This is a genomic window from Stenotrophomonas sp. PD6 (assembly GCF_049199305.1).
Taxonomy (GTDB): domain Bacteria; phylum Pseudomonadota; class Gammaproteobacteria; order Xanthomonadales; family Xanthomonadaceae; genus Stenotrophomonas.
The window spans coordinates 219,602-242,864 of record NZ_JBLZQD010000001.1; the positions used below are offsets into that span (position 1 = coordinate 219,602).

Below are 23,263 nucleotides of genomic sequence, written 5' to 3' on the forward strand. Positions count from 1 at the left end.
GTCAGCACCTCACCATTCGCGTTTCGGGCTGGGCTTGAAATCCCCACCACGACGCAAGCACAGCGACGAAAAAGCCTGCTGGACGCCCTTGTCCTCGATCTTGGCGATGTTCTCGGGCTTGCAGTTCTCGTCGTTCACTTCCGGCATGGGGGCCGTGGCCGGCTTGTTGTCGCAGCCGGCGACCAAGGCCGCCACGAGGGCGGCCGAGGCCAAGGACAGAGCCTTGATTGCTTTCATGAATCCCCCTTACCAGGTGCGCGCCGGGCTGGCCCGGTAGCTGCCCTGGCGCAGTTGTGCGGCCGCTGCCGCCTGCTGGGCTTCCTTGTCGGCGTCGGCCTGCATCTTGGTTGCCATCGCGTTCTGCTGCGCGATCAGCAGGCCACGAATCTGCAAGAGCTGGTTGGCCTGCTGGCTGGCGAGCTGGTTGGCGTAGCCGATGGCCTGCATTTGGCCCTGCGCGCCCTGCGCTGCCGATTGAAGACGCTGCAACGTCGCTGCATCGGCCGTGAGATTCGTTTGCTGCCTATCGAGGCCCTTGAACAAGGCATCGTTGGCCTTCTTCTGCGACTCGCTCGCGAGCTGGGCCACATTCCGAAGTGCTGCGCGTTCCGCGTCGGAGCACCCTGCCGCCGTAAAGCACGGCGAGTTCTTGTAGTAGTTCACGTCCTGGAACTTGCCGATGTAGCTGTCCAGGCTGCCGAGTTGGGTCTTGTAGTAATCCAGCGTGTTGACCGCGTTCATCAACCCGTTGATGGTCGATTGCGCCTGATCCCAGATATACGCGGCCGGGGCCATCGTGTTCTGGAGTTGGTTTTGATACTGCTGGAGCTGGGTGCTGTACTGCTCAATTTGCTTGAGCGTCTGGGCCACCGATTCGATGGCCGTCATGATGTTCTGCGACAGGTTGGTGCCGTCGATGACGGGGATGCCAGCCTGCACAGGTGTGACCGCCAGCGTGCTCGAAACAGCAATGACGAGGGCCAATTTAGCGGCTAAAAACTTCGGCTTGAGGGTTGGCAGGGAATCGTTACGAACACGGCCAGATCTTCGCTAACCGATTGATGGATCGCTGAATTCTACCCTCGGCCGCACGTCCAGGCTCGGCCCTCCCCGGGAAGCTGTGGCACCATTCAATCATGGCCACCACGTACTACTTCTTGGACACCGAGTGGGCCGATGTAACGGGCAGCGAGCTGGTGAGTCTGGCGCTGGTGAACGAAGGTGGAGACCGCCTTTTCTACGCTGAGCGAGCCAGCCTGCCCGAGGCTCCCACCGACTTCGTTCGTCAAAGCGTCTACCCGCTGCTAGACCGCGGCGACGCAGCCCTGCCGGATGCCGCCCTGACGACCGAGCTGCGCGCCTTCCTCAGCGAGGCCGACGCGCCGGCGGTGATGGCGGATTTCCCGAACGACCTTCAGCTGCTGCGGTATGCCTTGGATGGGTTTGAGCTCCCTGATGCCCAGGTTGCTGCGTGCGGCCCCCGGCCGGCCCCGGTCATGACGCGCATGTCCAAGGAAGGCCTTCCGGGATTGCTGGTGGAAGATTGGTTCGCGGCCCATCCGGAACATAGGGCCAGGCGCCACCATGCCTTGGTGGACGCGCAGGCCTTGCGGATGGCTTGGCTGGTGGCCACCGACCGCATCCCTGCTCCGGCGTGGGCCCACTCCTATCGCCGCGCCCGGGGATAGCGGCATGGCGTCCATCCCCGGTATGCTTGCCCCATGAACCGCCTGTGCCAGCTCGACCCTCGAATACCGGCGTGATCGCATCGATCGATCACGCCCCTGTTGCTCATGTTGGTCAGAGCGCCGGCCTTATACCCCGGTGAGAGCACGCGCCAGATAAGCGCGTACACGTCGGTTCGATTCCGACCAGGGGCACCACCGTCAACGACGGAAGAATGCTTCTACTTGCGCGCCATGACAGCGCTTGTACTTGCTGCCGCTGCCGCACAGGCACGGTGCATGCTCGCGCAATCCCGCACCGAGTGACTGGCCCAGAAAGTCTCTGGCCTGCAGAAGAGGCTGGATTTCATTGGCGGGCACGCTGACCTCGCCATACTGGGATGATCGCTCGCCGCGGTTCATCACCTGGACAATCGCTTCGGACATCTGGATGAAGTGCTTGATCAGCAGGTCATCGCGTAATGGCATGCGGACGTTGTCGATGGCCAGGCCCTCGTAGCGTCTTCGCGGATCCGGCACAAAGAGAATGCGTGTCTCACCTTCAGGCTTTGGCGTGATGTCGACCATTTCCCCTGCGGGACTGACCCACACGGCATGGAATTCTGCCTCAACCAGCACGTGCGGCCATTCCCACAGCTGCCACCCGCACAGCATCTGACCACCGTCGCGCGCGACCTTGGCCTGCACGTTGGGAAAGCACTCGTGCACGATCGCGTCGGCTTCCGGCTGTACATCAAGATAGACCGGCTCTGCGCCGCGCACGACGGATTCGGTCAGGCGCCGCACGGCACGGGTGATTTCCGGGGGTGTGGTGGTTATTCCGCTCATGCCAAAGCTCCTTGTGATCGTTGCGCCGGGTGTTCTCTTCGCAGGCTATGGCGCCGGCGTCTCTTCCGATGAGATCCGCTTGGCGCCTTTGCCGCCGGCACTGGCCGGCTGTAGCTGGGCCAACAGCGGCTCCAAGGTGCTCAGGCGCACGGTTGCGCGCAGCGTTTCCGCCTCGGCCTGCTCGCGTCGTTCGCGCTCCTGGGCCAGCTCGGTTCTGGCTTGTGCGAGGTCTTGCCGAGCGGTGTCCAAACTCTGAGCGTCTTGGCCCCAGCGCACCTGCACCGCCTGGTGTTCGGCCGCCGTCAGGCGCAGCGTATCGAGCTCGCCCTGTTGCGTCTGGATGGTCTGACGCAGCTGCGCCACCTCCTTTTCCAGTCGAGTATGACGCTCCAGCCACTGGCCGTTTTCCCGGTTGAGCTGCACAAGATCATGGTTCTTGGCGGTCAATGCCTCGTTGGCCTGGCGCAGGCCGACCTGTAGTTCCTGCACTTGGTGCTCGTGCCGGCGTTGCTCCTGCTCGCGCTGGTCTTTGACCGATGTGCGGTAGTGCTCAAGGGCTTCCCTGGCATGCTCATGCTTCTGCTCCAGGGAGCGCGCGTGGCTTTCGTGCTCTGCCAGCCGCGCCGTGAGGCCGGCAATGCGCTCCTCCAGCTGGGCCAGTTCGGTGGTGCGGCTGGCCACTTCGCCCCTGGCCACTTCACTCGCCTGGCGTTCTGTCTGTAGCAGCGTCTCGGTGCGCTGAAGCTGCGCGCTGAGATTGCCGGTGTCCTGCCGGGCCTGCTCCAAGGCTTGGGTGCGCTCGTGCAGCTCGGCCTGGAACCGCTCTTGCGCTTGAGCGACCACGGTTTCGGCCTCGGCGTGCAGCCGCTCGGCCAGACGAGCCACCAGGTCCTGCAGGGCGTCGCTGACGGCAATCTTGGCGCCTACGCCTTGCCCGTCCTCCTCTTCCAGCTCCTTCAGGTAGCGGTGGATGGTGGTTTTGGACCCCGTGTTGCCCAGCGCCACGCGGACGGCGTCTACCGAGGGGTTCTTGCCTTCGGCCCGGAGGCTGTCCCGGGCACGTTGCACATCGCTTTTGTACAAGCCAGACCGAGCCATGCGTCCTCTCCGGTTATTTCGTAATGTATTACATACCATGTAATTACGTACTACTCAACGCCAAAGAAGGCCGAGCCAGCGACCCAAACATCAAGCGGGATAATATTGAATTATCCCGCCTGATCGTCTTTTTGCTCCAGATTTCACCGGTGGCACGTACGAAACGGTCCGAGAGGAGACGCCCCTGCAGACGCCTATGGCACCTCTATCGACCAGGCCATCCAGAGGGGCCTCGTGCTGGGTTAAAATTGAGCGCGAATGGCCCATTCTTCTCCCACGACCACGCCAATGCCGCCCTAGACCCAGCCTGGGCCTAGATCGTCAAGACGTGGTTACAGCGCACAGCGCTTGAGGGAGTCTTATGCCGACCCATACCGCGGAGGCCGCGCGCCGCCGCACGTTTGCCATCATTTCGCACCCGGATGCCGGGAAAACCACCCTGACCGAGAAGTTTCTGTTGTTTGGCGGCGCCATTCGCCAGGCCGGTAGCGTCAAGTCCCGGAAGTCAGCCAAGCACGCCACGTCCGACTGGATGACGCTGGAGAAGGAACGCGGCATTTCGGTCACCTCGTCGGTGATGCAGTTCCCCTACGATGGCCGCATCGTCAACCTGCTCGATACGCCGGGGCATGCCGACTTCTCCGAGGACACCTACCGTGTGCTGACCGCGGTCGATTCGGCGCTGATGGTCATCGACTGCGCCAAGGGCGTGGAAGAGCGCACGATCAAGCTGATGGAGGTCTGTCGGCTGCGGGACACGCCGATCATGACCTTCATCAACAAGCTCGACCGCGAAGGCAAGTCGCCGGTCGAACTGCTGGACGAGGTCGAGCGCGTCCTCGACATCCCCTGCGCACCGATCACCTGGCCGATCGGCATGGGATCGAGGCTCAAGGGCGTGATCCATCTGATGACCGGCGAGGTCCACCTGTTCGAAACTGGCAAGAACTTCACGCGACAGGATTCGACGATCTTCCCATCCATAGAGGATCCTGCACTGGTCAAGCGCGTCGGAGCGCAGCTCCTCGATGAGGTCCGGGAGGAGCTGGCCCTGGTTCAGGGCGCGTCTCATCCCTTCGATCGCGAACTGTATTTGGCAGGTCTGCAGACTCCGGTATTCTTCGGCTCGGCGGTGAACAACTTTGGTGTCCAGTTGCTGCTCGACTTCTTCGTCACGCATGCGCCGGCACCCAAGCCACGCGACGCATCCCTGAGGAAGGTTTCGCCAGAGGAGCCGGCTTTCAGTGGCTTCGTGTTCAAGATCCAGGCCAATATGGATCCATTGCATCGCGACCGCGTCGCCTTCCTGCGCGTGTGCTCCGGCAGCTATCAGCACGGCATCAAGGCACTCCATGTCCGCACGGGCAAGGAGATGCGGCTTGGCGATGCCTTGACGTTCATGGCGTCCGAGCGTGAGTTGGCCGAGCACGCCTACCCGGGCGACGTCATTGGCATTCATAACCACGGCACGATCGCCATCGCCGACACGTTCACCGTCGGCGATCCGTTGCAGTTCACCGGCATACCGAGCTTTGCCCCCGAGCTGTTCCGGCGCATCCGCCTGCGGGACCCGTTGCGTCTCAAGCATTTGCAAAAGGGTCTGACCCAGTTGTCTGAAGAGGGAGCCACGCAGTTTTTCCGGCCACTGTTGTCCAACGACCTGATCCTCGGGGCAATCGGAACCCTGCAGTTCGAGGTGGTGGCCTATCGGTTAAAGGACGAGTACGGCGTGGAAGCGAGTTTCGAACCGGTCCAGATCCACACTGCGCGCTGGATCCAGGCTGAGAGCGATTCCGATCTCGAAGAGTTCCGTGAGAAGGCGGCAACCCATCTTGCGCTCGATGCTTCCGGAGCCCTGGTCTACCTGGCACCCAGTCGCGTCAACCTGCAGATGGCGCAGGAACGTGCACCGAAGATTTGCTTCACAGCCACACGCGAGCACTCCCAAGCCGTGGGTCGCGCGGACTAGGGGTTGTCCGTGTAAAAATGGTTCTTTGCGGATTACCGTGGAGCCTCGGCTGACCAACGGTGCCCTTGAGGCCTGATTTCCTAGATTCGAGGATGCAGCCATGCTGGACCGGAAGACGATCGAAAAGCTGGATGGCCGGGAAGGCTATCGGGTAGAGCGCGTGGCGTGGCCTGAGGATGACAGCCGGACCGTCACGATCTACCTCAAGCCATCGGCGCGGACGATGTACTGCGAGCACTGCGACACTCCCAAGCCGTGGGTCGCGTGCAGCGCAGGGGAAACCATCACGTTCATGAACCCCTCACCTCCGGTCGAATCGGCAATTGATCGGCGCGGACGTCGACCGCGTGCTCGATAGGCATTGATGCCGGACGTCTAACCCCCACGCTCCCGCATCACCTCGCGCACGATGAACAGCGACGCGATCGAGCACGCTTCAGAGCAGTCCTCGCGCAGGGCCAATTCGTGGAGGCGATCGAGCTGCCAAGGGACCACCTCGAGCTCTTCGGGTTCGTCCCCCGGCAAGCGCTCCGGGTACAGGTCCTCCGCCAGTACCAGATGGATGGCGTTGCTCATGTAGGTGGGGGCCAAGGTCAGTGGCCGCAGATAGCGCATAACCTTGGCGCCCATTCCGACCTCTTCCTTCAGCTCGCGATTGGCGGCCTCGAGAATCGACTCGCCGGGGTCCATACGTCCCTTGGGCAGGCCAAGTTCGTATCGATGGGTGCCCACCGCGTACTCGCGAATCAAAAGTACCGTGTGCGGATCGGGCATCGCGGCGATGATGACGCTTCCAGGTGAGCGGGTGTGGAGCCGCTCGTAGAGCCGTCGCTCCCCGTTCGCGAATTCGAGATGCACCTGTTCCAGGCAATACGGGCCGAGCTCGGTCGCATCAGCCCGATGGATGACCGGTAGGCGCAGGATCGTGTTGAGGCGGGACATCAGCCGTCTTCCGATTGCACCGCGCCCGGCGGTTCTGCTTCGGCAATCGCGACGCCGCTGCTGAGGAACATGCGGGCAGCAGCGGCCGCATTCTCCAAGGCCAAGCGGGTGACCTTGGTCGGATCGAGGATGCCGAACGCGACCATGTCGCCGTATTCGCCGGTCTGGGCGTTGTAGCCGAAATTGCCGCTGCCTTCCTTGACTTTGTTGACCACGACCGATGGCTCTTCACCGGCGTTGGCGACGATCTCGCGCAGCGGTGCTTCCATCGCGCGCAGGGCGATCTGGATGCCGTGGTTCTGGTCTTCGTTGGCGCCCTTCAGGCCTGCAATCGCGGCCTTGGCGCGCAGCAGCGCGACGCCGCCGCCCGGGACGATGCCTTCTTCCACCGCCGCACGCGTGGCGTGCAGGGCGTCTTCGACGCGGGCCTTCTTTGCCTTCATCTCGATCTCGGTCGACGCACCGACCTTGATCACCGCCACGCCGCCGGCCAGCTTGGCAACGCGCTCCTGCAGCTTCTCGCGGTCGTAATCCGACGAGGTGTCTTCGATCTGGGTCTTGATCTGGGTGACACGCGATTCGATGTTGGCCTTCTCGCCGGCGCCATCGATGATCGTGGTGTTTTCCTTGGAGACCTGCACCTTCTTGGCGCGGCCCAGGTCCTTGATCGTCGCCTTTTCGAGCGACAGACCGATTTCCTCGGAGATCACGGTGCCGCCGGTCAGCACGGCCATGTCTTCCAGCATCGCCTTGCGACGGTCGCCGAAGCCCGGTGCCTTGACGGCCACGACCTTGACGATGCCACGGATGGTGTTGACCACCAGAGTCGCCAGCGCTTCGCCTTCGATGTCTTCGGCGATGATCAGCAGCGGCTTGCCGGACTTGGCCACGCCTTCCAGCACGGGCAGCAGGTCGCGCACGTTGGAGATCTTCTTGTCGTGCAGCAGCACGTACGGATCGTCCAGGTCAGCGGTCTGCGACTGCTGGTTGTTGATGAAGTACGGGGACAGGTAGCCGCGGTCGAACTGCATGCCTTCGACGACGTCCAGCTCGTTTTCCAGGCCCGAGCCTTCTTCAACGGTGATCACGCCTTCCTTGGTCACGCGGCGCATCGCTTCGGCGATGATGTTGCCGATCGATTCGTCGGAGTTGGCCGAGATCGTACCGACCTGGGCGATCGCCTTGTCGTCGGTGGTCGGCTTGGAGATGTTCTTCAGCTCGGCGACGGCGGCGATCACGGCCTTGTCGATACCGCGCTTGAGGTCCATCGGGTTCATGCCGGCAGCAACGGCCTTGGCGCCTTCGCGGATCAGGGCCTGGGCCAGCACGGTGGCGGTGGTGGTGCCGTCGCCGGCGTCATCGTTGGTGCGGGAAGCAACTTCCTTCACCATCTGCGCGCCCATGTTCTCGAACTTGTCAGCCAGTTCGATTTCCTTGGCGACAGACACGCCGTCCTTGGTGATGGTCGGGGCGCCGAAGCTCTTTTCGAGCACGACGTTGCGGCCCTTCGGGCCCAGGGTGGCCTTGACGGCATTGGCGAGAATGTTGACGCCGCGCAGCAGGCGCAGCCGCGCATCATTATCGAAAAGGATCTCTCTGTGCGTCATGACCGTTCCTCCGCAATAAAAACGCATGCCGGAGGGGAGCCGCCAGAACCCCCGGCATACGCCGACTCCGGCAGCAACACTTTCGTTCCGTCCACCGCCTTCATCGAAAGCCGAACCCGACCCTGCATGTCCACTTCCAGGACCTTGACCTTCACCACATCCCCTTCCGACAGAACGGAATTCGGGTTTTCCACTCGCTCGTCAGAAATCTGCGAGACGTGCACCAGTCCGACCTTGCCCGGCGCGATGGTGACGAACGCGCCGAAGTCAAGCACCTTTGCCACCTTACCTTCGTAGACCCGACCCGGTTCGATTTCGGCCGTGATCTGTTCGATACGCCTGCGCGCCGTGTCGGCGGCTCCGCCGCTGGTCGAAGCGATCACGATCGTGCCGTCGTCCCGGATATCGATCTGCGTGCCAGTTTCCTTGGTGAGCGCCTGGATGGTGGCCCCGCCCTTGCCGATCACCTCGCGGATCTTGTCCGGATGGATCTTGATCGTCAGCAGGCGCGGTGCGAACTCCGACATCTGCTCGCGCGGGGCCTGGATGGCCTTGGCCATCTCCCGAAGGATGTGCAGTCGCCCTTCTCGCGCCTGCGCCAATGCCACCTCCATGATCTCGGCGGTCACGCCGTCGATCTTGATGTCCATCTGCAGGGCCGAGATACCGTCGATAGTGCCGGCGACCTTGAAATCCATATCGCCCAGGTGGTCCTCGTCACCCAGGATGTCGGACAGCACCGCGAACCGATCGCCTTCCTTGACCAGGCCCATGGCGATGCCTGTCACAGGCCCCTTGACCGGAACGCCCGCAGCCATCAGGGCCAGCGAGCTGCCGCACACTGAAGCCATCGAGGAAGAACCATTGGACTCGGTGATCTCCGACACTATTCGAATGGTGTAAGGGAATGCTTCCATCGACGGCATGATCGCGGCGACGCCACGCTTGGCCAGACGGCCGTGGCCGATTTCGCGTCGCTTTGGGCCGATCATCGGACCCGTCTCGCCGACGCAGTAAGGCGGGAAGTTGTAGTGGAAAAGGAAGTGTTCCTTGTACTCGCCGGTGACGGCATCGATGACCTGGCCGTCACGCGTAGTGCCGAGCGTGGTGGTCACGATGGCTTGGGTTTCGCCGCGTGTGAACACCGCCGAGCCATGAGTGCGCGGCAGCACGCCGAGTTGGATCGAGATCGGACGTACGTCTTCGAGACCGCGACCGTCCAGCCGACGCCGATCCTGCAGCACCATGCGGCGCACAGCGGTGTACTCGAGGTCGTCCAGCTCCGCGCGGACTTGGGCGACCTCCCAACCCGTTGCCGAGGTCGTCGGTGCAGCTAGCGCAATCAACACTTCATTTCTGATCGCCTGCACTCGTTTCTTGCGTGCGATCCGGTCGGTGATCAGCAAGGCGCTGTTGAGGTTGTTTCCAATCTGTGTGCGCACCGTATCGGCCAGGGCCAGGTCGCGTGGTGGATGGCTCCACTCCCACTTGGTCACCTTCGCTTCTTGGGCGAGTTCCTCGATCGCTTCGATCACGGGCTGCATGGCGTGGTGGCCAAGCGACACCGCCGCCAGCATGATCTCCTCCGAGAGCACGTTGGCTTCGGACTCGACCATCAACACGCCGTGCCGGGTGCCGGCGACGACCAGATTGAGGTCGGAGGCCTTGAGCTCTTCGGTGGTCGGGTTGACCAGAAAACTGTCGCCGTGGCGGCCGATGCGGACCGCTCCAATCGGCCCCTTGAACGGCAACCCCGACAAGCGCAGCGCGGCGGAGGCGCCGACCATGGCTGGAATATCGGGATCGATCAACGGATCGACGGACAGCACGGTCGCAATGACCTGGACCTCGTGGCGGAACTGATCGGGAAACAGTGGTCTTACCGGCCGGTCGATCAGGCGCGAGGTCAGGATTTCCTTTTCGGTCGGGCGACCCTCGCGCTTGAAGAAACCACCGGGGATACGACCGCCTGCGTAGAAGCGCTCCCGGTACTCGACGGTGAGCGGGAAGAAGTCGAGTCCATCTTTCGCGCGCTTGCTGCCGACCGCGGTTACCAGCACCACCGTATCGCCCATGCGGACTATGACCGCGCCGGACGCCTGCTTGGCGATCTCGCCGGTTTCGAGGGTGAGTTCATGCGCCCCGAAGGCGCAGCGCTTCACGACCGGTAATTTAGCCGGTGCATTCGTCATCAGATTCATTATGTTTTCCTTTCATCAACAAGGATATGCCGACCACCGCAGAGGCGGCCCAATGGGTGCCGCGCGGACTCAGCGACCGGCGTTTCGGCGCATGTTGTGCTGTTTCGCCTCGGCCAGTTCCTCGGTGCACTCCAGGCAAAAAGGCGCGGCGGGATCGGCCATCAAACGGCCATGCCCGATTTCGAGTTCACATCGGCAGCAAATGCCGTAGCGCCCCGATTCGTAGCGATCCAGCGCCGCCTTGATCCGATCCAACTGGATCATCAGGCGACTGCTGCCCGCCTTGGCCATGTGCTGCTGGGAGATGGCGTCGATCCTGCTGACGCGGCCTTGCGTGGTCTGATCGAGGGCGACGGGTTGGCCCGCGTCTTCCAAACCGGCGAGGGTGATGCGAATGTCCCGCTGCTCCTCTACGAGCATGCTGAAGAATTCGTCCAGACTTTGAACGTGTACGGACATGGTGACTCCTCATCTTGGTAGGCGGTATGCCGGGAGCGGCATCCGGAAGCGGGCATTGCGCCCGCGGCCAAGAAGTGAGCGTTAGATTGGAGTGGTCATGAGAGAGCCTCGTCTTGACCCTCTGAACCGCACCCCATTGTGCGGAAACCACATCACCTAGTAGAGCTTGAGGCCATCCTCAAGATCGACGAGACAGGCGGAGGGGTGTTGTATCGTGAATTTCACTAAATCATAGCATGTCAAGTCCCCCGTCAAACGACGGGGGATTACCTCGGGCCTTCTGGGCGCTGATAGCCGCCACGAACCCCATCCTTGGACAGCACCCACTGCCACAGTTGCAGGTCGCGGGCGCGGAATGCACCGGCGCAGGACAACAGGTAGTAGCGCCACATCCGATGGAACCGTTGCCCCAGTTCGTCCTCGAAATGAGGCCATGCCTGCTCGAAGTTGGCATGCCACGCCATCAATGTGTTGTCGTAGTCGGCGCCGAAGTTGTGCAGATCCTCGACGACGAAGAGCTCGTCGCAAGCATCACCGATCTGGCCAATCGACGGCAACTCGCCGTTCGGGAAAATGTAGCGATCGATCCACGGGTCGGTAGTGGACTTGCGCCGGTTCTTGCCGATGGTGTGAAGCAGGAACAGGCCGTCATCGGCCAGGCAGCGATGAGCTACTTCCATGTAGCTGCGATGGTTCTTGCGACCCACATGCTCGAACATGCCGACGCTGGCGATGCGATCGAAGCGCTCGTTGATGGAGCGGTAGTCCTGCAGCCGGAACTCCAGTGGCAGGTCGGCATAACGCTCCGTCGCCCATGCGGTCTGCTCCTTCGAAACCGTCACCCCCACGCACTCAACGCCGTAGTGCTCGGCGGCGTACGCCATGAAGCTGCCCCAGCCACAACCGATGTCGAGCACCCGCATGCCGGGCTCCAGGCGCAACTTGTGGCAGATCATGTCGAGCTTGGCTTCCTGCGCCTCCGCCAGGTTCTTCGCATCGGCCCAGTAGCCGCAGGTGTAGGTCATGCGCGGGTCCAGCATTGCCGTGTAGAAATCATTCCCGAGGTCGTAATGGGCCTCGCCGACTTCCCAGGCCTGTCGCGATGTCTGCCGATTCAGCAGCTTGGCCCGTAGCGAATGAAACATGAGCCGCAACGGTTTGACGTGGCGATCGAGCCGCGCACGCAGGATGCGATCGAACAGTTCGTCCAGCCGATCGCACTCCCATGCGCCGTTCATGTAACTTTCCCCAAGGCCGAGATTGCCCTGTGCAAATACGCGCTCCGGGACGCCATCGACCAGCAACCGGATATCCCATGGGCGATCACCGCCCAGTCGAACATCAGCGATCTCCAGCAGTTCGTCCATCATTCGATGGAGGTGGTTTCGATTGATTGTTTCAGTGGATTTATGCTTGGTTGATGCTTCGGTCATTTGACTTACTGCCGGTGGTTGGCGTCAACGGAGAAGGAGCACCGGGACGCGGCAGGTGCGCAGCATCGTGGTGGTGGTGCTGCCGACAATCAGCTGGCGGATACGCGAGTGGCCATAGGCCCCCATGACCAGCAGATCCACATGCTCGTCACGGATGTAATGGCCGATCACCTCTTCCGCTTCGCCCGGTCGCACCGCGCCGGCCGCAGACAATCCGGCCGCGGCCAGCGTGTCCAGCGCCCAGCGCAATGCGGCTTCGTTTGTGGCATTGGTCGCTCCGACGGTGAGCACACGGATATCGAGTCCACTGAACAACGGGCTGGCCGCCACCATTTCCACGCCCTTGCGGGTCGTGGCGCTCCCATCGAACGCGATCAGCACGCGTTCGATTTCCGTGTAGCTGCGCGACGCCACCAGCAATGGGCGATGGACTGCACGTACCACGCGTTCCAGTTGGCTGCCCAGGTGTCCCTTGGCGAAATCCGCATGCTCGCCACGCTTGCCAAGGACAAACAGGCGTGCATCGCCTTCCAACTCGATGAGGGTGTCCACCAAGGACCCATGCCGCATCCGCGTCTCCGCCTCGATGCCATGGAAAGCGGCCGCAATCCCCTTGGCCTGTTGCAGCACTAGGCGGCCTCGTTCTTGGCCCAGCTTGCTGCGGGTCTCGTCCAGCAAGGCGAGCCCTTCCAGCAACCTGGGCTGGGCATCCGCTCCGAGGTTCCCACTGAAGTCCGCGGTACTGGCCGCTTCCGGATGGCGGTCAAGCACATGAAGGTATTCCAGCGGGGCTTCCAGTCTGTGCGCTGCCCAAGCGGCGTAATGCGCCACGCTCTCGCTGTAAGCGGATGCGTCGGTGGCGGCCAATACACTGCCGCTGTGATCTATATGGGAGTGTCCAATCTTGTCTGTCATGGTTGCTTCCTCAGTGGCCCATCAGCCGCTCGACGGCGTCGGGCTTGTCGTGGACGCCCAAGCGATCCACCAGCGTCGCACTGGCTTCGTTCATTCCTAGGATTTCGACCTCAGTACCTTCACGCCTGAACTTCACCACAACCGTGTCCAGTGCGCCCACCGCGCTGAGATCCCAGAAGTGGGCACGGCCCACGTCAATTTGAACGCGCTCCAAAGCCTCGCGGAAATCGAAGCTAGCAATGAACTGGTCAGCCGAGGCAAAGAAAACCTGCCCGGTCACGGTGTAGCACCGCAGACGCCCACCTTCTTCAGAAGTGGAGCCGATATGAAGCACCTGGCCTACCTTGCGAGCAAAGAACAGCCCCGAGAGCAGTACGCCGATCAAAACGCCCTTTGCCAGATCATGGGTGGACACCGTCACGATAACTGTGGCGATCATCACCACACTAGAAGTCTTGGGATTTGCCTTAAGTGCCGCCAGTGAACCCCAGTTGAAAGTGCCAATGGAGACCATGATCATTACAGCGACCAGCGCCGCCATGGGAATCAGCTTTACCCAAGGGCCTGCAAATACCACCATCAACAATAGGAATACGCCCGCGGCCAGTGATGAGAGGCGACCACGACCGCCGGACTTAACGTTGATGACAGACTGGCCAATCATGGCGCAACCGGCCATGCCGCCAACAAAGCCGGATGCGATGTTGGCTATGCCCTGACCGACCGCTTCGCGGTTTTTGTTGCTCGGCGTATCGGTCAGATCATCGACGATCTTTGCAGTCATCATCGATTCCAGCAGGCCCACGACCGCCAATGTGGCGGAAACCGGGAAAATGATCTTCAGTGTCTCTAGATTCAAGGGAACATCAGGCAACAAGAACACCGGCAAGCTGTCGGGTAGTTCGCCCATGTCCCCCACGGTGCGGATATCAAGCTTGAGCAGGAGCGCGACTATCGTCAGGACCACGATGGCCACCAGCGGCGAGGGAATGACCTTGGTCACGCGTGGCAACAGATAGATGATGGCCAACCCTGCGGCGACCATCGCATAAACGGTCCAAGGGACGTTGGTTAGCTCGGGGAGCTGCGCCAGGAAAATCAGGATCGCCAGCGCATTGACAAAACCGGTGATGACCGAGCGCGAGACGAAACGCATCAACGCCCCGAGCCTAAACGTGCCAGCCAAGATCTGCAGCATCCCGGTTAGGAGCGTCGCTGCCAACAAATACTGCAGTCCGTGCTCCTTCACCAAGCCAACCATCAGCAGCGCCATGGCCCCGGTAGCTGCCGAGATCATTCCCGGACGACCGCCGGTAAAGGCGATAACCACTGCAATGCAGAATGAGGCGTAGAGGCCCACCTGGGGATCAAGCCCGGCAATAATTGAGAACGCAATGGCCTCAGGAATTAGAGCGAGCGCAACAACTATGCCGGCAAGCAAGTCGCCACGAATATTGCCGAGCCAGTCCTGGCGCAGTCGAGTAAGCGTAGTCAAAACAGAATATCCCTAGTCCCGACTGGTCGTCGGGCCAACAGTGTGATTTACGAAATAACAACCCTAAGCCCGCTTGCGGGCTTGATCCGATGACAGGATTTAGGGCGGCGTAATCACTATGGGCACTGGCTCGGGAGTAGAGTTGGGTCCGCTGTTGTTTGCGGCCGCTGGCTGGAGAGCCTAGCACAATCTGCATAGTTGCGTCGAATGATGGACGATTGGCCGGCCACCTTTGAAACGTGCGTGTTCTGGGCCAGGTGACTATCCTCGATCAGTACATTGATGCCGCCACCCGCGAGAACACTGTGCGCAGCTACGCTTCGGCGTTACGGCACTTTGAGGTCGAGTGGCAAGGACACCTTCCGGCCACCCCAGACAGTGTGGCGCGGTACTTGGCCACCTACGCGCAGACCCTGGCCACCAGCACGCTGCGGCATCGCCTGGCGGCGATCGCTTTTTGGCATCGGGATCACGGATTTGTGGATCCCACCCGCTCGCCACTGGTGCGCAAGGTACTTAAAGGGATTCAGACCCTCCACCCGACCCGGGTCAAGCAGGCTGCGCCACTGCAGATCCGGCGGCTGGTCGAGCTCGATGACTGGCTGGCCGCAGCGATTGCTGCGGCCCATGCCCGGGGCGACGGGGCGGCGGCGCTTCGCCATCAGCGGGATCGCGCGTTGGTGCTGCTCGGATTCTGGCGTGGCTTCCGTGGCGATGAACTGCTGCGTCTGGAAGTGGCCCATCTCACGCTGGTGCCGGGACAGGGGATGACCTGCTTCCTGCCGCGCAGCAAGGGCGATCGCCAAGCGGCCGGCGTTACCCATAAGGTGCCGGCGTTGTCGCGGCTGTGTCCGGTAGAGGCGACCCAAGTGTGGCTGCAGGCGGCAAACGTGCAAGACGGGCCGGTGTTTCGGGCAATCAACCAGTGGGGCCACGTAAGTGCCGAAGGGCTCCATCCCAACAGTTTGGTGCGCCTGCTGCGCTAGTTGCTGGCCAGTGCCGGCTTTGCCGATGCGGGGCTCCACAGCAGCCATTCGCTGCGCCGCGGCTTTGCTAGTTGGGCCAACGATCAGGGCTGGGACATGAAGGCGTTGATGGAGTACGTGGGCTGGCGCGATGTTCAGTCGGCCATGCGTTACCTGGACGGGCGTGACCCGTTCGCCCGGGATCGCATTGAAGCGAGCCTGCCCAGCCCAACCGCGCCAGCTCCGGCGATGGCGCTGCCGGCGCCCGAGGTCAAATCTGCCCTGCAGCTGCTCCTACGCATGGTGCTGACCCCGTTTGCCCGCGCCGGCCGCGGCGCGGCCAAGGCCCGGGGCAGAATCGAAGAGATCTGCTTGGCCCCGTTCCAAGCGGTGCGGCTGAACACCGCCAGCAGCGAGTACCGGTTGACTGTTCCCACCGATCCCGACCGGGATCTGGATGAAATCCTGGCCACGTTGCTCGATGACATGCACCGCATGGCCGATACGCACCAGTGTTTCCTGGAAGCGTCTCTCAGTACAGACGACGGCCGCCACTGGGATTGACCCCCCTCATAACCTCCGGATCCAATGGCTACCCTTCACGAGACCGCCTACCCGCGACTGAAGCCTGATCCTACCGCCAAGGAACTGGAGGAGATCTACACCCCGAGCGCCGCTGAGATTGCATTTGCCAAGCAGCTGACCACCCAGCCGGGTCCGCAGCTGGCGGTACTGATCCATCTAAAGCTCTTCCAACGCTTAGGCTACTTCACGCTGTTGGCGGAGGTACCTGAGCGGATCCGGCAGCACATCGCCAAGGCCGCCCGTCTCGGGCGTGTGCTGGCCTCTGACCAGCTCGATCGCTATGACAGCTCTGGCAGCAAACGCCGGCACATGCCGCAGCTTCGGCAGTTCATTGGGGTACGCCCGTTGGACAAATCTGGGTTGTCTTGGCTGGACACAGTGGCCACCGCCGCAGCCCAGACCAAGCACACCATCCCGGACATCGTGAACGTCCTGCTCGAAGAGCTGGTGCACCATCGCTACGAGCTACCAGTCTTCCGGACCCTTGAGATGGCCGCTATCGGGGCGCGCGAACGGGTCAACCTGGGCTACTACCGCAGTATCAGCCACGCACTGACGCCTGCCACGCGCACGCTGATTGATGAGCTACTGCGCGCACCGGAAGGATCCAAATTTACCGGCTGGCATTCGCTCAAGCGCGAGCCTGGCCGGCCGACCAACAAAGAGGTCCGGTTCTATCTGCAGCACATCCGTATGCTGCAGCAGTTGGCGGAGCAACTGCCTCCAATCGATGTACCGGTCCCCAAGCTCAAGCAATTCCGTGCAATGGCCCGGGCGTATGACGCCAGCGAGTTGGCCGAATTGGGTGAGGACAAGCGCTATGCGCTGGCCACCATCTTCATCCGCGCCCAGCATGCCAAGACATTAGACGATGCGGCAGAGTTGTTCATCAAGCAGGTGCGCGGGCTGGAGAACACCGCGCAGCAGAAGCTGCTGGCCTATCAGCTCGAACATGCCAAACGCGCCGACTTCCTCATCGGCCAGCTCAAGGAGATCCTGCAGGCCTACCAGCTCGACGGCAGCGATAGCCAGCGCGTGGACGCGATCGACAATAGTCTGGAAGCGGAAGTGTCCACCTTGCTGGCCGAATGCGAAGAACATATGGCCTACGCAGGGAAAAACTACCTGCCTTTCATGCTGCAACCTTACGGCGCGGTCAGGCCGCTGCTGTTCAATGGGCTGGAGCTCATGAACTTGCGGGCGACCAGCCACGATGCCGGCATGGAGCCCTTGATCGCAGCCGTGCTCTCGCTGCGTAACCAACGCCGTGAGCTGATCGAGGTCGCTTTCCTCGGTTTGGACCCGGAAAAGGACTTCGACTGGATGTCCAAGCTCTGGCGTCAGCACGTGTTCGGCAAACGGGCCAGCGCGGCAGGAGCTGGCTGGATGCACCGTAAGTACTTCGAGCTGGCCGTGCTGGTGCAGGTCAAGGACGAACTGAAGTCCGGCGATCTCTTCATTCCCAGCAGCGAGCGCTTTGACGATTACCGCGAGCAGCTGGTCGATGAGGCCACCTTGGCCCAGGAACTGGAAGCCTATGGCCAGGTGTCAGGCCTGCCCACCGACGCCGAGTCTTTCGTGGCGGGGTTGCGCGCACAATTGACGGCTTTGGCCGATGAGGTCGACGCGCGTTTCCCGGAGAACGTTCATGCGGACATCCTGGATGGGCGCCTGGTGCTGCGGAAGGGGCAACGGGCCGAAGTCTCCAGCGCGATTACCACCGTGGATCGCCTCATCGCCGAACGACTCCCAGAGTCCAGCATCGTAGATGTCCTGATCGATGCCAGCCAATGGCTGGACCTGCACCGTTTTTTCCGCCCGATCGCCGGGACCGAGAGCCAAGTCGAAGATCTGCCCCGACGCGTGATCACCACGCTATTTTGCTATGGCTGCAACCTGGGGCCGACGCAGACGGCGCGGTCGATCAAGGGCTTCAGCCGGCGCCAGGTCGCTTGGCTCAACCTGAAATACGTGACCGAGGATGTGCTTGAGAAGGCCATCGTAGAGGTCATCAATACCTACAACAAATTTGACCTGCCTGGCTATTGGGGCAGCGGTAAGAGCGCGTCAGCAGATGGCACCAAGTGGAGCGTCTACGAAGACAACCTGCTGTCGGAGTACCACATCCGGTACGGCGGCTATGGCGGCATCGGCTACTACCATGTGTCCGACAAATACGTGGCGCTGTTCAGCCACTTCATTCCCTGTGGCGTGCACGAGGGCATCTACATCCTGGACGGCCTGTTGGCCAACACTTCCGACATCCAGCCTGAGATCGTCCATGGCGACACGCAGGCCCAAAGCTATCCGGTCTTCGGCTTGGCCCACATGCTGGGCATCCAGCTGATGCCCAGAATCCGAAACATCAAGGACCTGACATTCTTCCGGCCCGAACCGGGCAGGGCCTATAAAAACATCCAGGCACTGTTCGGGGACAGCATCGACTGGCAACTGATCGCCACCCATCTTCACGACATGCTGCGGGTGGTGATCTCAATCCGATTGGGCAAGATCACCGCGTCCTCGATCCTGCGCCGGCTGGGCACCTACAGCCGGAAGAACAAGCTGTACTTCGCATTCCGGGAACTTGGCAAGGCCGTCCGAACGCTGTTCTTGCTTCGCTACATTGATGACAACGAGATCCGCAAAACGATCAATGCCGCGACCAACAAGAGCGAGGAATACAACGGCTTCGTGAAGTGGGTCTTCTTTGGCAGCCAAGGGATCATCGCTGAGAACGTCCAACACGAGCAGCGCAAGATCATCAAGTACAGCCAGCTGGTGGCCAACATGATCATCCTCCACAACGTGGAGGGTATGAGCCGGACGTTGGCTGAGATGCGGAAGGAGGGGATCGAACTGACGCCCGAGATCCTGGCCGGTCTGTCGCCTTATCGGACCAGCCACATCAATCGCTTCGGCGATTACCACCTGGATCTTGAAAGGGAAGTGGCGCCGCTGAGCTACACAGCCAAGGTGCTTGAACAGACCCCATAGATGGGGAGAACCTGCCCGAGAGACGAGCAATCAACCTTGAAATTCAGTCGCTTAGGCAGCTTTTGGCCCTGTACGTAATGATTCCCTGCCGACCATCTACCGGCGCGGCCAGGCCCTTGGAGAGGCAGCACATCACGGTGTCCACATGCTGGGTGATCGCTTTTACGTCGCACCCCAGGTAGGTGGCGGCATTGAACACGCGTGCGCCGTCCAGATGGATGGGAACGCCGTGTTGCCGGGCGATGGCGGAGGTGGCCTCCATGGTTGCCAGCGGGATGACGCGGCCGTTGCCGTGCGCGTTCTCCAGGCAGATGAGTCCGGTGCGGGGGATGTGGATGTCCTCCCCCACCCGGATGCGGGCCGCGATCTCGCGGGGCTCCAACAGGCCCCGGTTGCTGGCGATGGTACGCAGCTGGACGCCACTGATCACCGCCGCAGCACCGTTTTCGTGCCAGACCAGATGCGAGTCGTCGCCCGCGATGACTTCGTCGCCACGGCGGCAATGGGTGAACACCGCGAGCTGGTTGCCGAATACTCCCGTCGGAACGAACAGGGCGTCGTCCTTGCCCAGCATGTCGGCGGCGAGGCGCTCAAGCTGGGTGACGGTGGGGTCGTCCTGGTAGACGTCATCCCCCACTTCCGCGGTGGCCATGGCCTGGCGCATCGCGGGGGTGGGTTGGGTGACGGTGTCGCTGCGCAGATCAATCCACTGCATTTCCGAACTCGCTGAACGGGGTGGCAAGCCCGCGAGTCAGGGTGACGCGGGGATCTTGATGGACTTTATGTTAACGAATTCCTTGAGGCCTTCCGGGCCGTTCTCGCGGCCAATACAGTGAGCCGAGGTGGCTTCGCGTCTACTGGGTGTAATACAGGCACCCTGCCACGGCGGACGGTCCATGATCGGCGCCGATCCGCGAGGTTATCAATGCCTTCACCTCGATGCCATCCCCTTCGGCTTCCGGCGTTGACTCCACAATGCGCATCCCTGCAGGACCGCCCTGCCCCGTCTCCGGTTCAATGCCCATGGACTTGGCAAGGTCTGCGCCGATGGCTGGGTCATCGAAGGTGGCGACTACGGAACTGCGCGACAGTATCAAGCGCCTGGTCGGATGGCCGAAAATGAGCACGGGTTCGCTGAGCTGCATTTCCGCCAGGACACCGGCAATGTTGCCCAGCGCCATGCCGTATTCCCCCGCTTCGCGGGCGACCGGTTGCCAGCCTGCCGAGGGCTCGCGGCTGGATGCGACGTCGCGTAGCTCATAGGCCAATGTGCGGAACGCTGGGCGGTCGGCCTTGCAGGTCGCGAGGGCTATGGCGCGGTCGATTTGTTCCTGATTGGGGGCGGGGTTCCGGGCTGGTTCTGCCGCTGACGCCATGGGTGCCAAGGCTAGTGCCATTCCAATGAGACCGAGGGACTTACACCATTCGCTTGCGATCAATTTGTACTGCTCTCTTTCTTTATGAACGCCCTTGCGTGACGTCTCCTGGGGCAGCCACGCATAGCGTGGCACTACGCTTCTTCGTGGACCGGTCAATGCGCGCGGTGCACGCGATTGTAAGCGCTTCTGGCACCGTGCCGAATGCGTTACTTCAAGTGAGGGCAAGACTCACCCCGCATCCCGCCCGCGCTCGCTGCGGGGTAGCGCTACCGCCACCCCGCGCTCGAGCGGTCAACTGTCAAGCGGCAGCCGGAATCTTGATCGACTTGACGTTGACGAACTCCTTCAACCCTTCCGGGCCATGCTCGCGGCCGTAGCCGGACGCCTTCACCCCACCGAAGGGGAGCGCCGGGGAGGCAACGTCAAAGGTGTTGATGAAAATCATCCCGGTATCGAAGTACTTGGTGGCCAGCTCGCGGGCGCGCTTCACGTCGCGACTGAAAATGCCGCCGCCCAGGCCATAGCGGCTGTCATTGGCAATGCGCAGCGCATCTTCATCGTCCTTGGCGCGGATGATGGCCGCCGCAGGGCCGAACAGCTCATCGTCATAGGCCACCTGCCCCGGTGCCACGTCGGCCAGTACGGTGGCCGGATAGAACCACCCGGTGCGGTCTGGCACTTCACCGCCCACCAGCAGGCGGGCGCCTTGCGAGACACTCTTTGTGACCTGCTCGTGCAGCTTGTCGCGCTGCGCCTCGGAGACCAGCGGACCCAGCTGCGTGTCGGCGGCGTTCGGGTCGCCCATCTTGATCGCCTCGAACTTGCTGGCGTAGGCACTGACGAAGGCATCGTAGTTCTTCTGCGTCACGATGAAGCGCTTGGCATTGACGCAAGTCTGCCCGTTGTTGAACAGGCGTCCTTTGACGCAGGTGTCGACCGCCAGCTCAAGGTCGGCATCGTCAAGGACGAGGTAGGCGTCGTTGGAGCCCAGCTCCAGCACGGTCTTCTTGAGTGCTGCGCCCGCCTTGGCTGCCACGGTGCGTCCAGCAGCCTCGCTGCCGGTCAAGGTCACAGCGCGAACCAGATCGTTCTCGACGATGGCGTTTGATTGGTCATGGCTGATCAACAGTACGCCGAACAGGCCCTTGGGGAGGCCGGCACTTTCGTAGATATCACGGAGCAGCAGTCCGCTGCCGGTGCAGCTTTCGGCGTGCTTGAGCAGGACGCCATTGCCGGCCATCAGGCTGGCGATGGAGTAACGGATGGCCTGGTAGGCCGGGAAATTCCAGGGCTGGATGCCGTACACCACACCGATTGGCGAATGGGTCACGATGCCGGTGGCGCCTTCGACATCGCGCTCTTCGTCCGCCAACGCTTCCGGGCCCTGCTTGGCGGTGTAGTCACAGATGGCGGCACATAGTTCCACTTCCGTGCGGCTGTCTTCAATGAGCTTGCCCACCTCGCGGGTCATGAGCTGGGCGAATTCTTCCTTGCGATCGCGAAGTGCTTTGGCGATGGCGGCTACCACTCCCGCGCGGTCTTCCAGAGAGCGCAGGCGCCATTCCAGATAGGCGGTGTGGCTGGATTGGACTACGGCGGCAGCTTCGTCGTCTGACATGTACCAATAGGTGGCAATCACCTCTTCGGTCAGTGGATTGATCGTGGTGAGCTGCTTCTGGGTCATGGAGAGCCTGCACTTCATGGGGGAAGAAAGGGACGGAAGAGCGTTGCACCGTCACGGTTTCCATGTAGTGAAGTCTTGAGCGGCGTGCATCACGTGGGATTCACTGCATCAGCCACCAGCCCGCCTGCCGGCACGGGGTCTCGCCGTACGCTGGCACTGGCTAGTGGGTTGTCTAGAGCAACTTGATGGATTCCACGTAGATCACATCTTCAGAACAGCCAAAGCCTTCGATCTTTCTATCCTTGATGTCGAACCACATCATTTCGTCGATTCGGGGCCGGAACTGAAGTGAGCCGGTGATGACAACCCGCTTCGTATCCCAGCGCCTGCTGTTCTTCAATACGCTGGCAGGAAGTGCCAAGTCATAGCACTTGCCATCATCCGATGTGACGTAGCCCAGGCCATGTCCGCCGGAATGGATTTCAATCACGCCCTTGACCTCCATCAACGCTTCCGTTGGGGCATCGGCTTGCTTTACAGCGGCGCTCTGGCAACCTGCGGCTGCACTGGCCATCAATGTTGCCATCAGCAACTTTCGGAAGAGCATGGAACCCCCTTTACGGCTGTAGAACCGCAGCTACGGTTTCAGCTGTCAATTTGCTTGATCATGCTCTGTTCCACCATCGGCTCAGTCCGGCAAAGGTAAGGTAGAGCAGCCAGGCAATTGGAAGTGGTACCACCAGCATCAACAGTGCATCCGCCCAGTCCGGACCTAACGCCAACATGTGTTTCACCGGGTCATCCAGCAGGGTTTCGAGCAGCACTACCGTGGCGAACAAGGAAAACATGTTGCACATGAGGAACAGCATGGTGCGGTAGAAGACACGCCAGCCTCTGCCGGGATCGTCGATGCAAGCCTCAGGCGACCTGACTCTGCTGTTTTCCACGCACACCATGCATCCGAGCAGGCCAGCTCCGAGCTGGAGGATTGCTACGCAGCCCAGAGGGGAGATTGTTGGCATGCTTTATCCAGATATGGGTGGGCGAGTTAATGCAGTCTCCAGAAAGCACGGCGGGAGAG

General features: G+C 61.7%; 19 protein-coding genes, 1 tRNA gene and 2 pseudogenes. 6 read left to right on the plus strand and 16 right to left on the minus strand.

Going from position 1 to position 23,263, the window contains the following annotated elements; all coding sequences use genetic code 11:
• Positions 1 to 9 precede the first annotated feature (9 nt).
• Positions 10 to 237, minus strand: coding sequence for an entry exclusion lipoprotein TrbK (trbK, locus tag ACOZHM_RS00905; RefSeq protein WP_000644148.1), 228 nt, complete (start codon positions 235 to 237; stop codon positions 10 to 12).
• 9 nt (positions 238 to 246) lie between these two features.
• Entirely contained in the window at positions 247 to 1,020 is a 774-nt protein-coding gene (trbJ, locus tag ACOZHM_RS00910) for a P-type conjugative transfer protein TrbJ (RefSeq protein ID WP_421567464.1), read from the minus strand.
• A gap of 116 nt (positions 1,021 to 1,136) precedes the next feature.
• Here trbJ and ACOZHM_RS00915 point away from each other — a divergent pair, with 116 nt between their 5' ends.
• Both ACOZHM_RS00915 and ACOZHM_RS00920 read left to right on the plus strand, forming a co-directional pair.
• Positions 1,137 to 1,688: a 3'-5' exoribonuclease gene (locus ACOZHM_RS00915; RefSeq protein WP_057681749.1), complete on the plus strand. Its 552-nt coding sequence runs from the start codon at positions 1,137 to 1,139 to the stop codon at positions 1,686 to 1,688.
• A gap of 92 nt (positions 1,689 to 1,780) precedes the next feature.
• Positions 1,781 to 1,883 (plus strand) — tRNA-Ile (locus ACOZHM_RS00920).
• Positions 1,884 to 1,886: 3 nt separating this feature from the next.
• Here ACOZHM_RS00920 and ACOZHM_RS00925 read toward each other — a convergent pair.
• Together ACOZHM_RS00925 and ACOZHM_RS00930 are read right to left on the minus strand one after the other, a co-directional pair.
• Entirely contained in the window at positions 1,887 to 2,513 is a 627-nt protein-coding gene (locus ACOZHM_RS00925; protein WP_081029745.1) for an SEC-C domain-containing protein, read from the minus strand.
• 45 nt (positions 2,514 to 2,558) lie between these two features.
• A complete protein-coding gene (locus tag ACOZHM_RS00930) occupies positions 2,559 to 3,611 on the minus strand; it encodes a DNA-binding protein (protein ID WP_057681750.1) in 1,053 nt (350 codons plus the stop codon).
• Between the two features lie 361 nt (positions 3,612 to 3,972).
• Between ACOZHM_RS00930 and ACOZHM_RS00935 the strand changes: the two genes are divergently transcribed.
• Together ACOZHM_RS00935 and ACOZHM_RS00940 are read left to right on the plus strand one after the other, a co-directional pair.
• Positions 3,973 to 5,580 (plus strand): peptide chain release factor 3, encoded by a 1,608-nt coding sequence (locus ACOZHM_RS00935; RefSeq protein ID WP_005413425.1) that lies wholly within the window; start codon positions 3,973 to 3,975, stop codon positions 5,578 to 5,580.
• A gap of 100 nt (positions 5,581 to 5,680) precedes the next feature.
• Positions 5,681 to 5,821: pseudogene (locus ACOZHM_RS00940) on the plus strand (ISL3 family transposase); the annotation flags it as partial.
• Between the two features lie 134 nt (positions 5,822 to 5,955).
• Here ACOZHM_RS00940 and nudE read toward each other — a convergent pair.
• The 7 genes from nudE to ACOZHM_RS00975 form a co-directional block, all read right to left on the minus strand.
• Entirely contained in the window at positions 5,956 to 6,522 is a 567-nt protein-coding gene (nudE, locus tag ACOZHM_RS00945; RefSeq protein WP_032966771.1) for an ADP compounds hydrolase NudE, read from the minus strand.
• Complete coding sequence (gene groL, locus ACOZHM_RS00950; RefSeq protein ID WP_005413427.1) at positions 6,522 to 8,129, minus strand: chaperonin GroEL; 1,608 nt, start codon at positions 8,127 to 8,129, stop codon at positions 6,522 to 6,524. Before groL ends, nudE begins: the two co-directional genes overlap by 1 nt.
• On the minus strand, positions 8,126 to 10,330 hold the full coding sequence (pnp, locus tag ACOZHM_RS00955; RefSeq protein ID WP_005413428.1) for a polyribonucleotide nucleotidyltransferase: 2,205 nt from the start codon (positions 10,328 to 10,330) through the stop codon (positions 8,126 to 8,128). The genes groL and pnp overlap by 4 nt, the downstream gene beginning before the upstream one ends.
• 69 nt (positions 10,331 to 10,399) lie before the next feature.
• On the minus strand, positions 10,400 to 10,789 hold the full coding sequence (locus tag ACOZHM_RS00960) for a TraR/DksA family transcriptional regulator (RefSeq protein WP_046272806.1): 390 nt from the start codon (positions 10,787 to 10,789) through the stop codon (positions 10,400 to 10,402).
• Between the two features lie 266 nt (positions 10,790 to 11,055).
• Positions 11,056 to 12,222 (minus strand): cyclopropane fatty acyl phospholipid synthase, encoded by a 1,167-nt coding sequence (gene cfa, locus ACOZHM_RS00965; protein ID WP_005413430.1) that lies wholly within the window; start codon positions 12,220 to 12,222, stop codon positions 11,056 to 11,058.
• Positions 12,223 to 12,246: 24 nt separating this feature from the next.
• Positions 12,247 to 13,137, minus strand: coding sequence for a universal stress protein (locus ACOZHM_RS00970; protein WP_046272807.1), 891 nt, complete (start codon positions 13,135 to 13,137; stop codon positions 12,247 to 12,249).
• A 10-nt stretch (positions 13,138 to 13,147) separates the two neighbouring features.
• Positions 13,148 to 14,632, minus strand: a complete 1,485-nt coding sequence (locus tag ACOZHM_RS00975; protein WP_086016262.1) for a SulP family inorganic anion transporter — start codon at positions 14,630 to 14,632, stop codon at positions 13,148 to 13,150.
• A gap of 257 nt (positions 14,633 to 14,889) precedes the next feature.
• Between ACOZHM_RS00975 and ACOZHM_RS00980 the strand changes: the two are divergent.
• Both ACOZHM_RS00980 and ACOZHM_RS00985 read left to right on the plus strand, forming a co-directional pair.
• Positions 14,890 to 16,161, plus strand: a pseudogene (locus tag ACOZHM_RS00980) (site-specific integrase).
• A gap of 24 nt (positions 16,162 to 16,185) precedes the next feature.
• On the plus strand, positions 16,186 to 19,179 hold the full coding sequence (locus ACOZHM_RS00985; RefSeq protein WP_421567041.1) for a Tn3 family transposase: 2,994 nt from the start codon (positions 16,186 to 16,188) through the stop codon (positions 19,177 to 19,179).
• Between the two features lie 43 nt (positions 19,180 to 19,222).
• On the opposite strand, the gene ACOZHM_RS00990 is transcribed toward ACOZHM_RS00985, so the two are convergent.
• From ACOZHM_RS00990 to ACOZHM_RS01010, 5 genes are all read right to left on the minus strand, one after another.
• The gene (locus tag ACOZHM_RS00990; protein WP_421567043.1) at positions 19,223 to 19,894 is read right to left on the minus strand and encodes a threonine aldolase family protein; all 672 of its coding nucleotides are present in this window, start codon (positions 19,892 to 19,894) and stop codon (positions 19,223 to 19,225) included.
• A gap of 139 nt (positions 19,895 to 20,033) precedes the next feature.
• Complete coding sequence (locus ACOZHM_RS00995) at positions 20,034 to 20,576, minus strand: hypothetical protein (RefSeq protein WP_421567045.1); 543 nt, start codon at positions 20,574 to 20,576, stop codon at positions 20,034 to 20,036.
• 280 nt (positions 20,577 to 20,856) lie between these two features.
• Positions 20,857 to 22,242, minus strand: coding sequence for an NAD-dependent succinate-semialdehyde dehydrogenase (locus ACOZHM_RS01000; protein WP_421567047.1), 1,386 nt, complete (start codon positions 22,240 to 22,242; stop codon positions 20,857 to 20,859).
• A 172-nt stretch (positions 22,243 to 22,414) separates the two neighbouring features.
• Complete coding sequence (locus ACOZHM_RS01005; protein WP_421567049.1) at positions 22,415 to 22,789, minus strand: hypothetical protein; 375 nt, start codon at positions 22,787 to 22,789, stop codon at positions 22,415 to 22,417.
• Positions 22,790 to 22,847: 58 nt separating this feature from the next.
• The gene (locus tag ACOZHM_RS01010; RefSeq protein ID WP_421567051.1) at positions 22,848 to 23,204 is read right to left on the minus strand and encodes a hypothetical protein; all 357 of its coding nucleotides are present in this window, start codon (positions 23,202 to 23,204) and stop codon (positions 22,848 to 22,850) included.
• Positions 23,205 to 23,263: the final 59 nt, after the last annotated feature.

Excerpts from the sequence above, each read along its gene's own strand:
- ACOZHM_RS00925 (WP_081029745.1), bottom strand. The coding sequence starts at position 2,513 with ATGAGCGGAATAACCACCACACCCCCGGAAATCACCCGTGCCGTGCGG.
- nudE (WP_032966771.1), bottom strand. The coding sequence starts at position 6,522 with ATGTCCCGCCTCAACACGATCCTGCGCCTACCGGTCATCCATCGGGCT.
- ACOZHM_RS01000 (WP_421567047.1), bottom strand. The coding sequence starts at position 22,242 with ATGACCCAGAAGCAGCTCACCACGATCAATCCACTGACCGAAGAGGTG.
- ACOZHM_RS00995 (WP_421567045.1), bottom strand. The coding sequence starts at position 20,576 with ATGGCACTAGCCTTGGCACCCATGGCGTCAGCGGCAGAACCAGCCCGG.
- ACOZHM_RS01005 (WP_421567049.1), bottom strand. The coding sequence starts at position 22,789 with ATGCTCTTCCGAAAGTTGCTGATGGCAACATTGATGGCCAGTGCAGCC.
- trbK (WP_000644148.1), bottom strand. The coding sequence starts at position 237 with ATGAAAGCAATCAAGGCTCTGTCCTTGGCCTCGGCCGCCCTCGTGGCG.
- ACOZHM_RS01010 (WP_421567051.1), bottom strand. The coding sequence starts at position 23,204 with ATGCCAACAATCTCCCCTCTGGGCTGCGTAGCAATCCTCCAGCTCGGA.
- cfa (WP_005413430.1), bottom strand. The coding sequence starts at position 12,222 with ATGACCGAAGCATCAACCAAGCATAAATCCACTGAAACAATCAATCGA.
- ACOZHM_RS00990 (WP_421567043.1), bottom strand. The coding sequence starts at position 19,894 with ATGCAGTGGATTGATCTGCGCAGCGACACCGTCACCCAACCCACCCCC.
- ACOZHM_RS00960 (WP_046272806.1), bottom strand. The coding sequence starts at position 10,789 with ATGTCCGTACACGTTCAAAGTCTGGACGAATTCTTCAGCATGCTCGTA.
- ACOZHM_RS00985 (WP_421567041.1), top strand. The coding sequence starts at position 16,186 with ATGGCTACCCTTCACGAGACCGCCTACCCGCGACTGAAGCCTGATCCT.
- groL (WP_005413427.1), bottom strand. The coding sequence starts at position 8,129 with ATGACGCACAGAGAGATCCTTTTCGATAATGATGCGCGGCTGCGCCTG.
- pnp (WP_005413428.1), bottom strand. The coding sequence starts at position 10,330 with ATGAATCTGATGACGAATGCACCGGCTAAATTACCGGTCGTGAAGCGC.
- ACOZHM_RS00970 (WP_046272807.1), bottom strand. The coding sequence starts at position 13,137 with ATGACAGACAAGATTGGACACTCCCATATAGATCACAGCGGCAGTGTA.
- ACOZHM_RS00930 (WP_057681750.1), bottom strand. The coding sequence starts at position 3,611 with ATGGCTCGGTCTGGCTTGTACAAAAGCGATGTGCAACGTGCCCGGGAC.
- ACOZHM_RS00935 (WP_005413425.1), top strand. The coding sequence starts at position 3,973 with ATGCCGACCCATACCGCGGAGGCCGCGCGCCGCCGCACGTTTGCCATC.
- ACOZHM_RS00915 (WP_057681749.1), top strand. The coding sequence starts at position 1,137 with ATGGCCACCACGTACTACTTCTTGGACACCGAGTGGGCCGATGTAACG.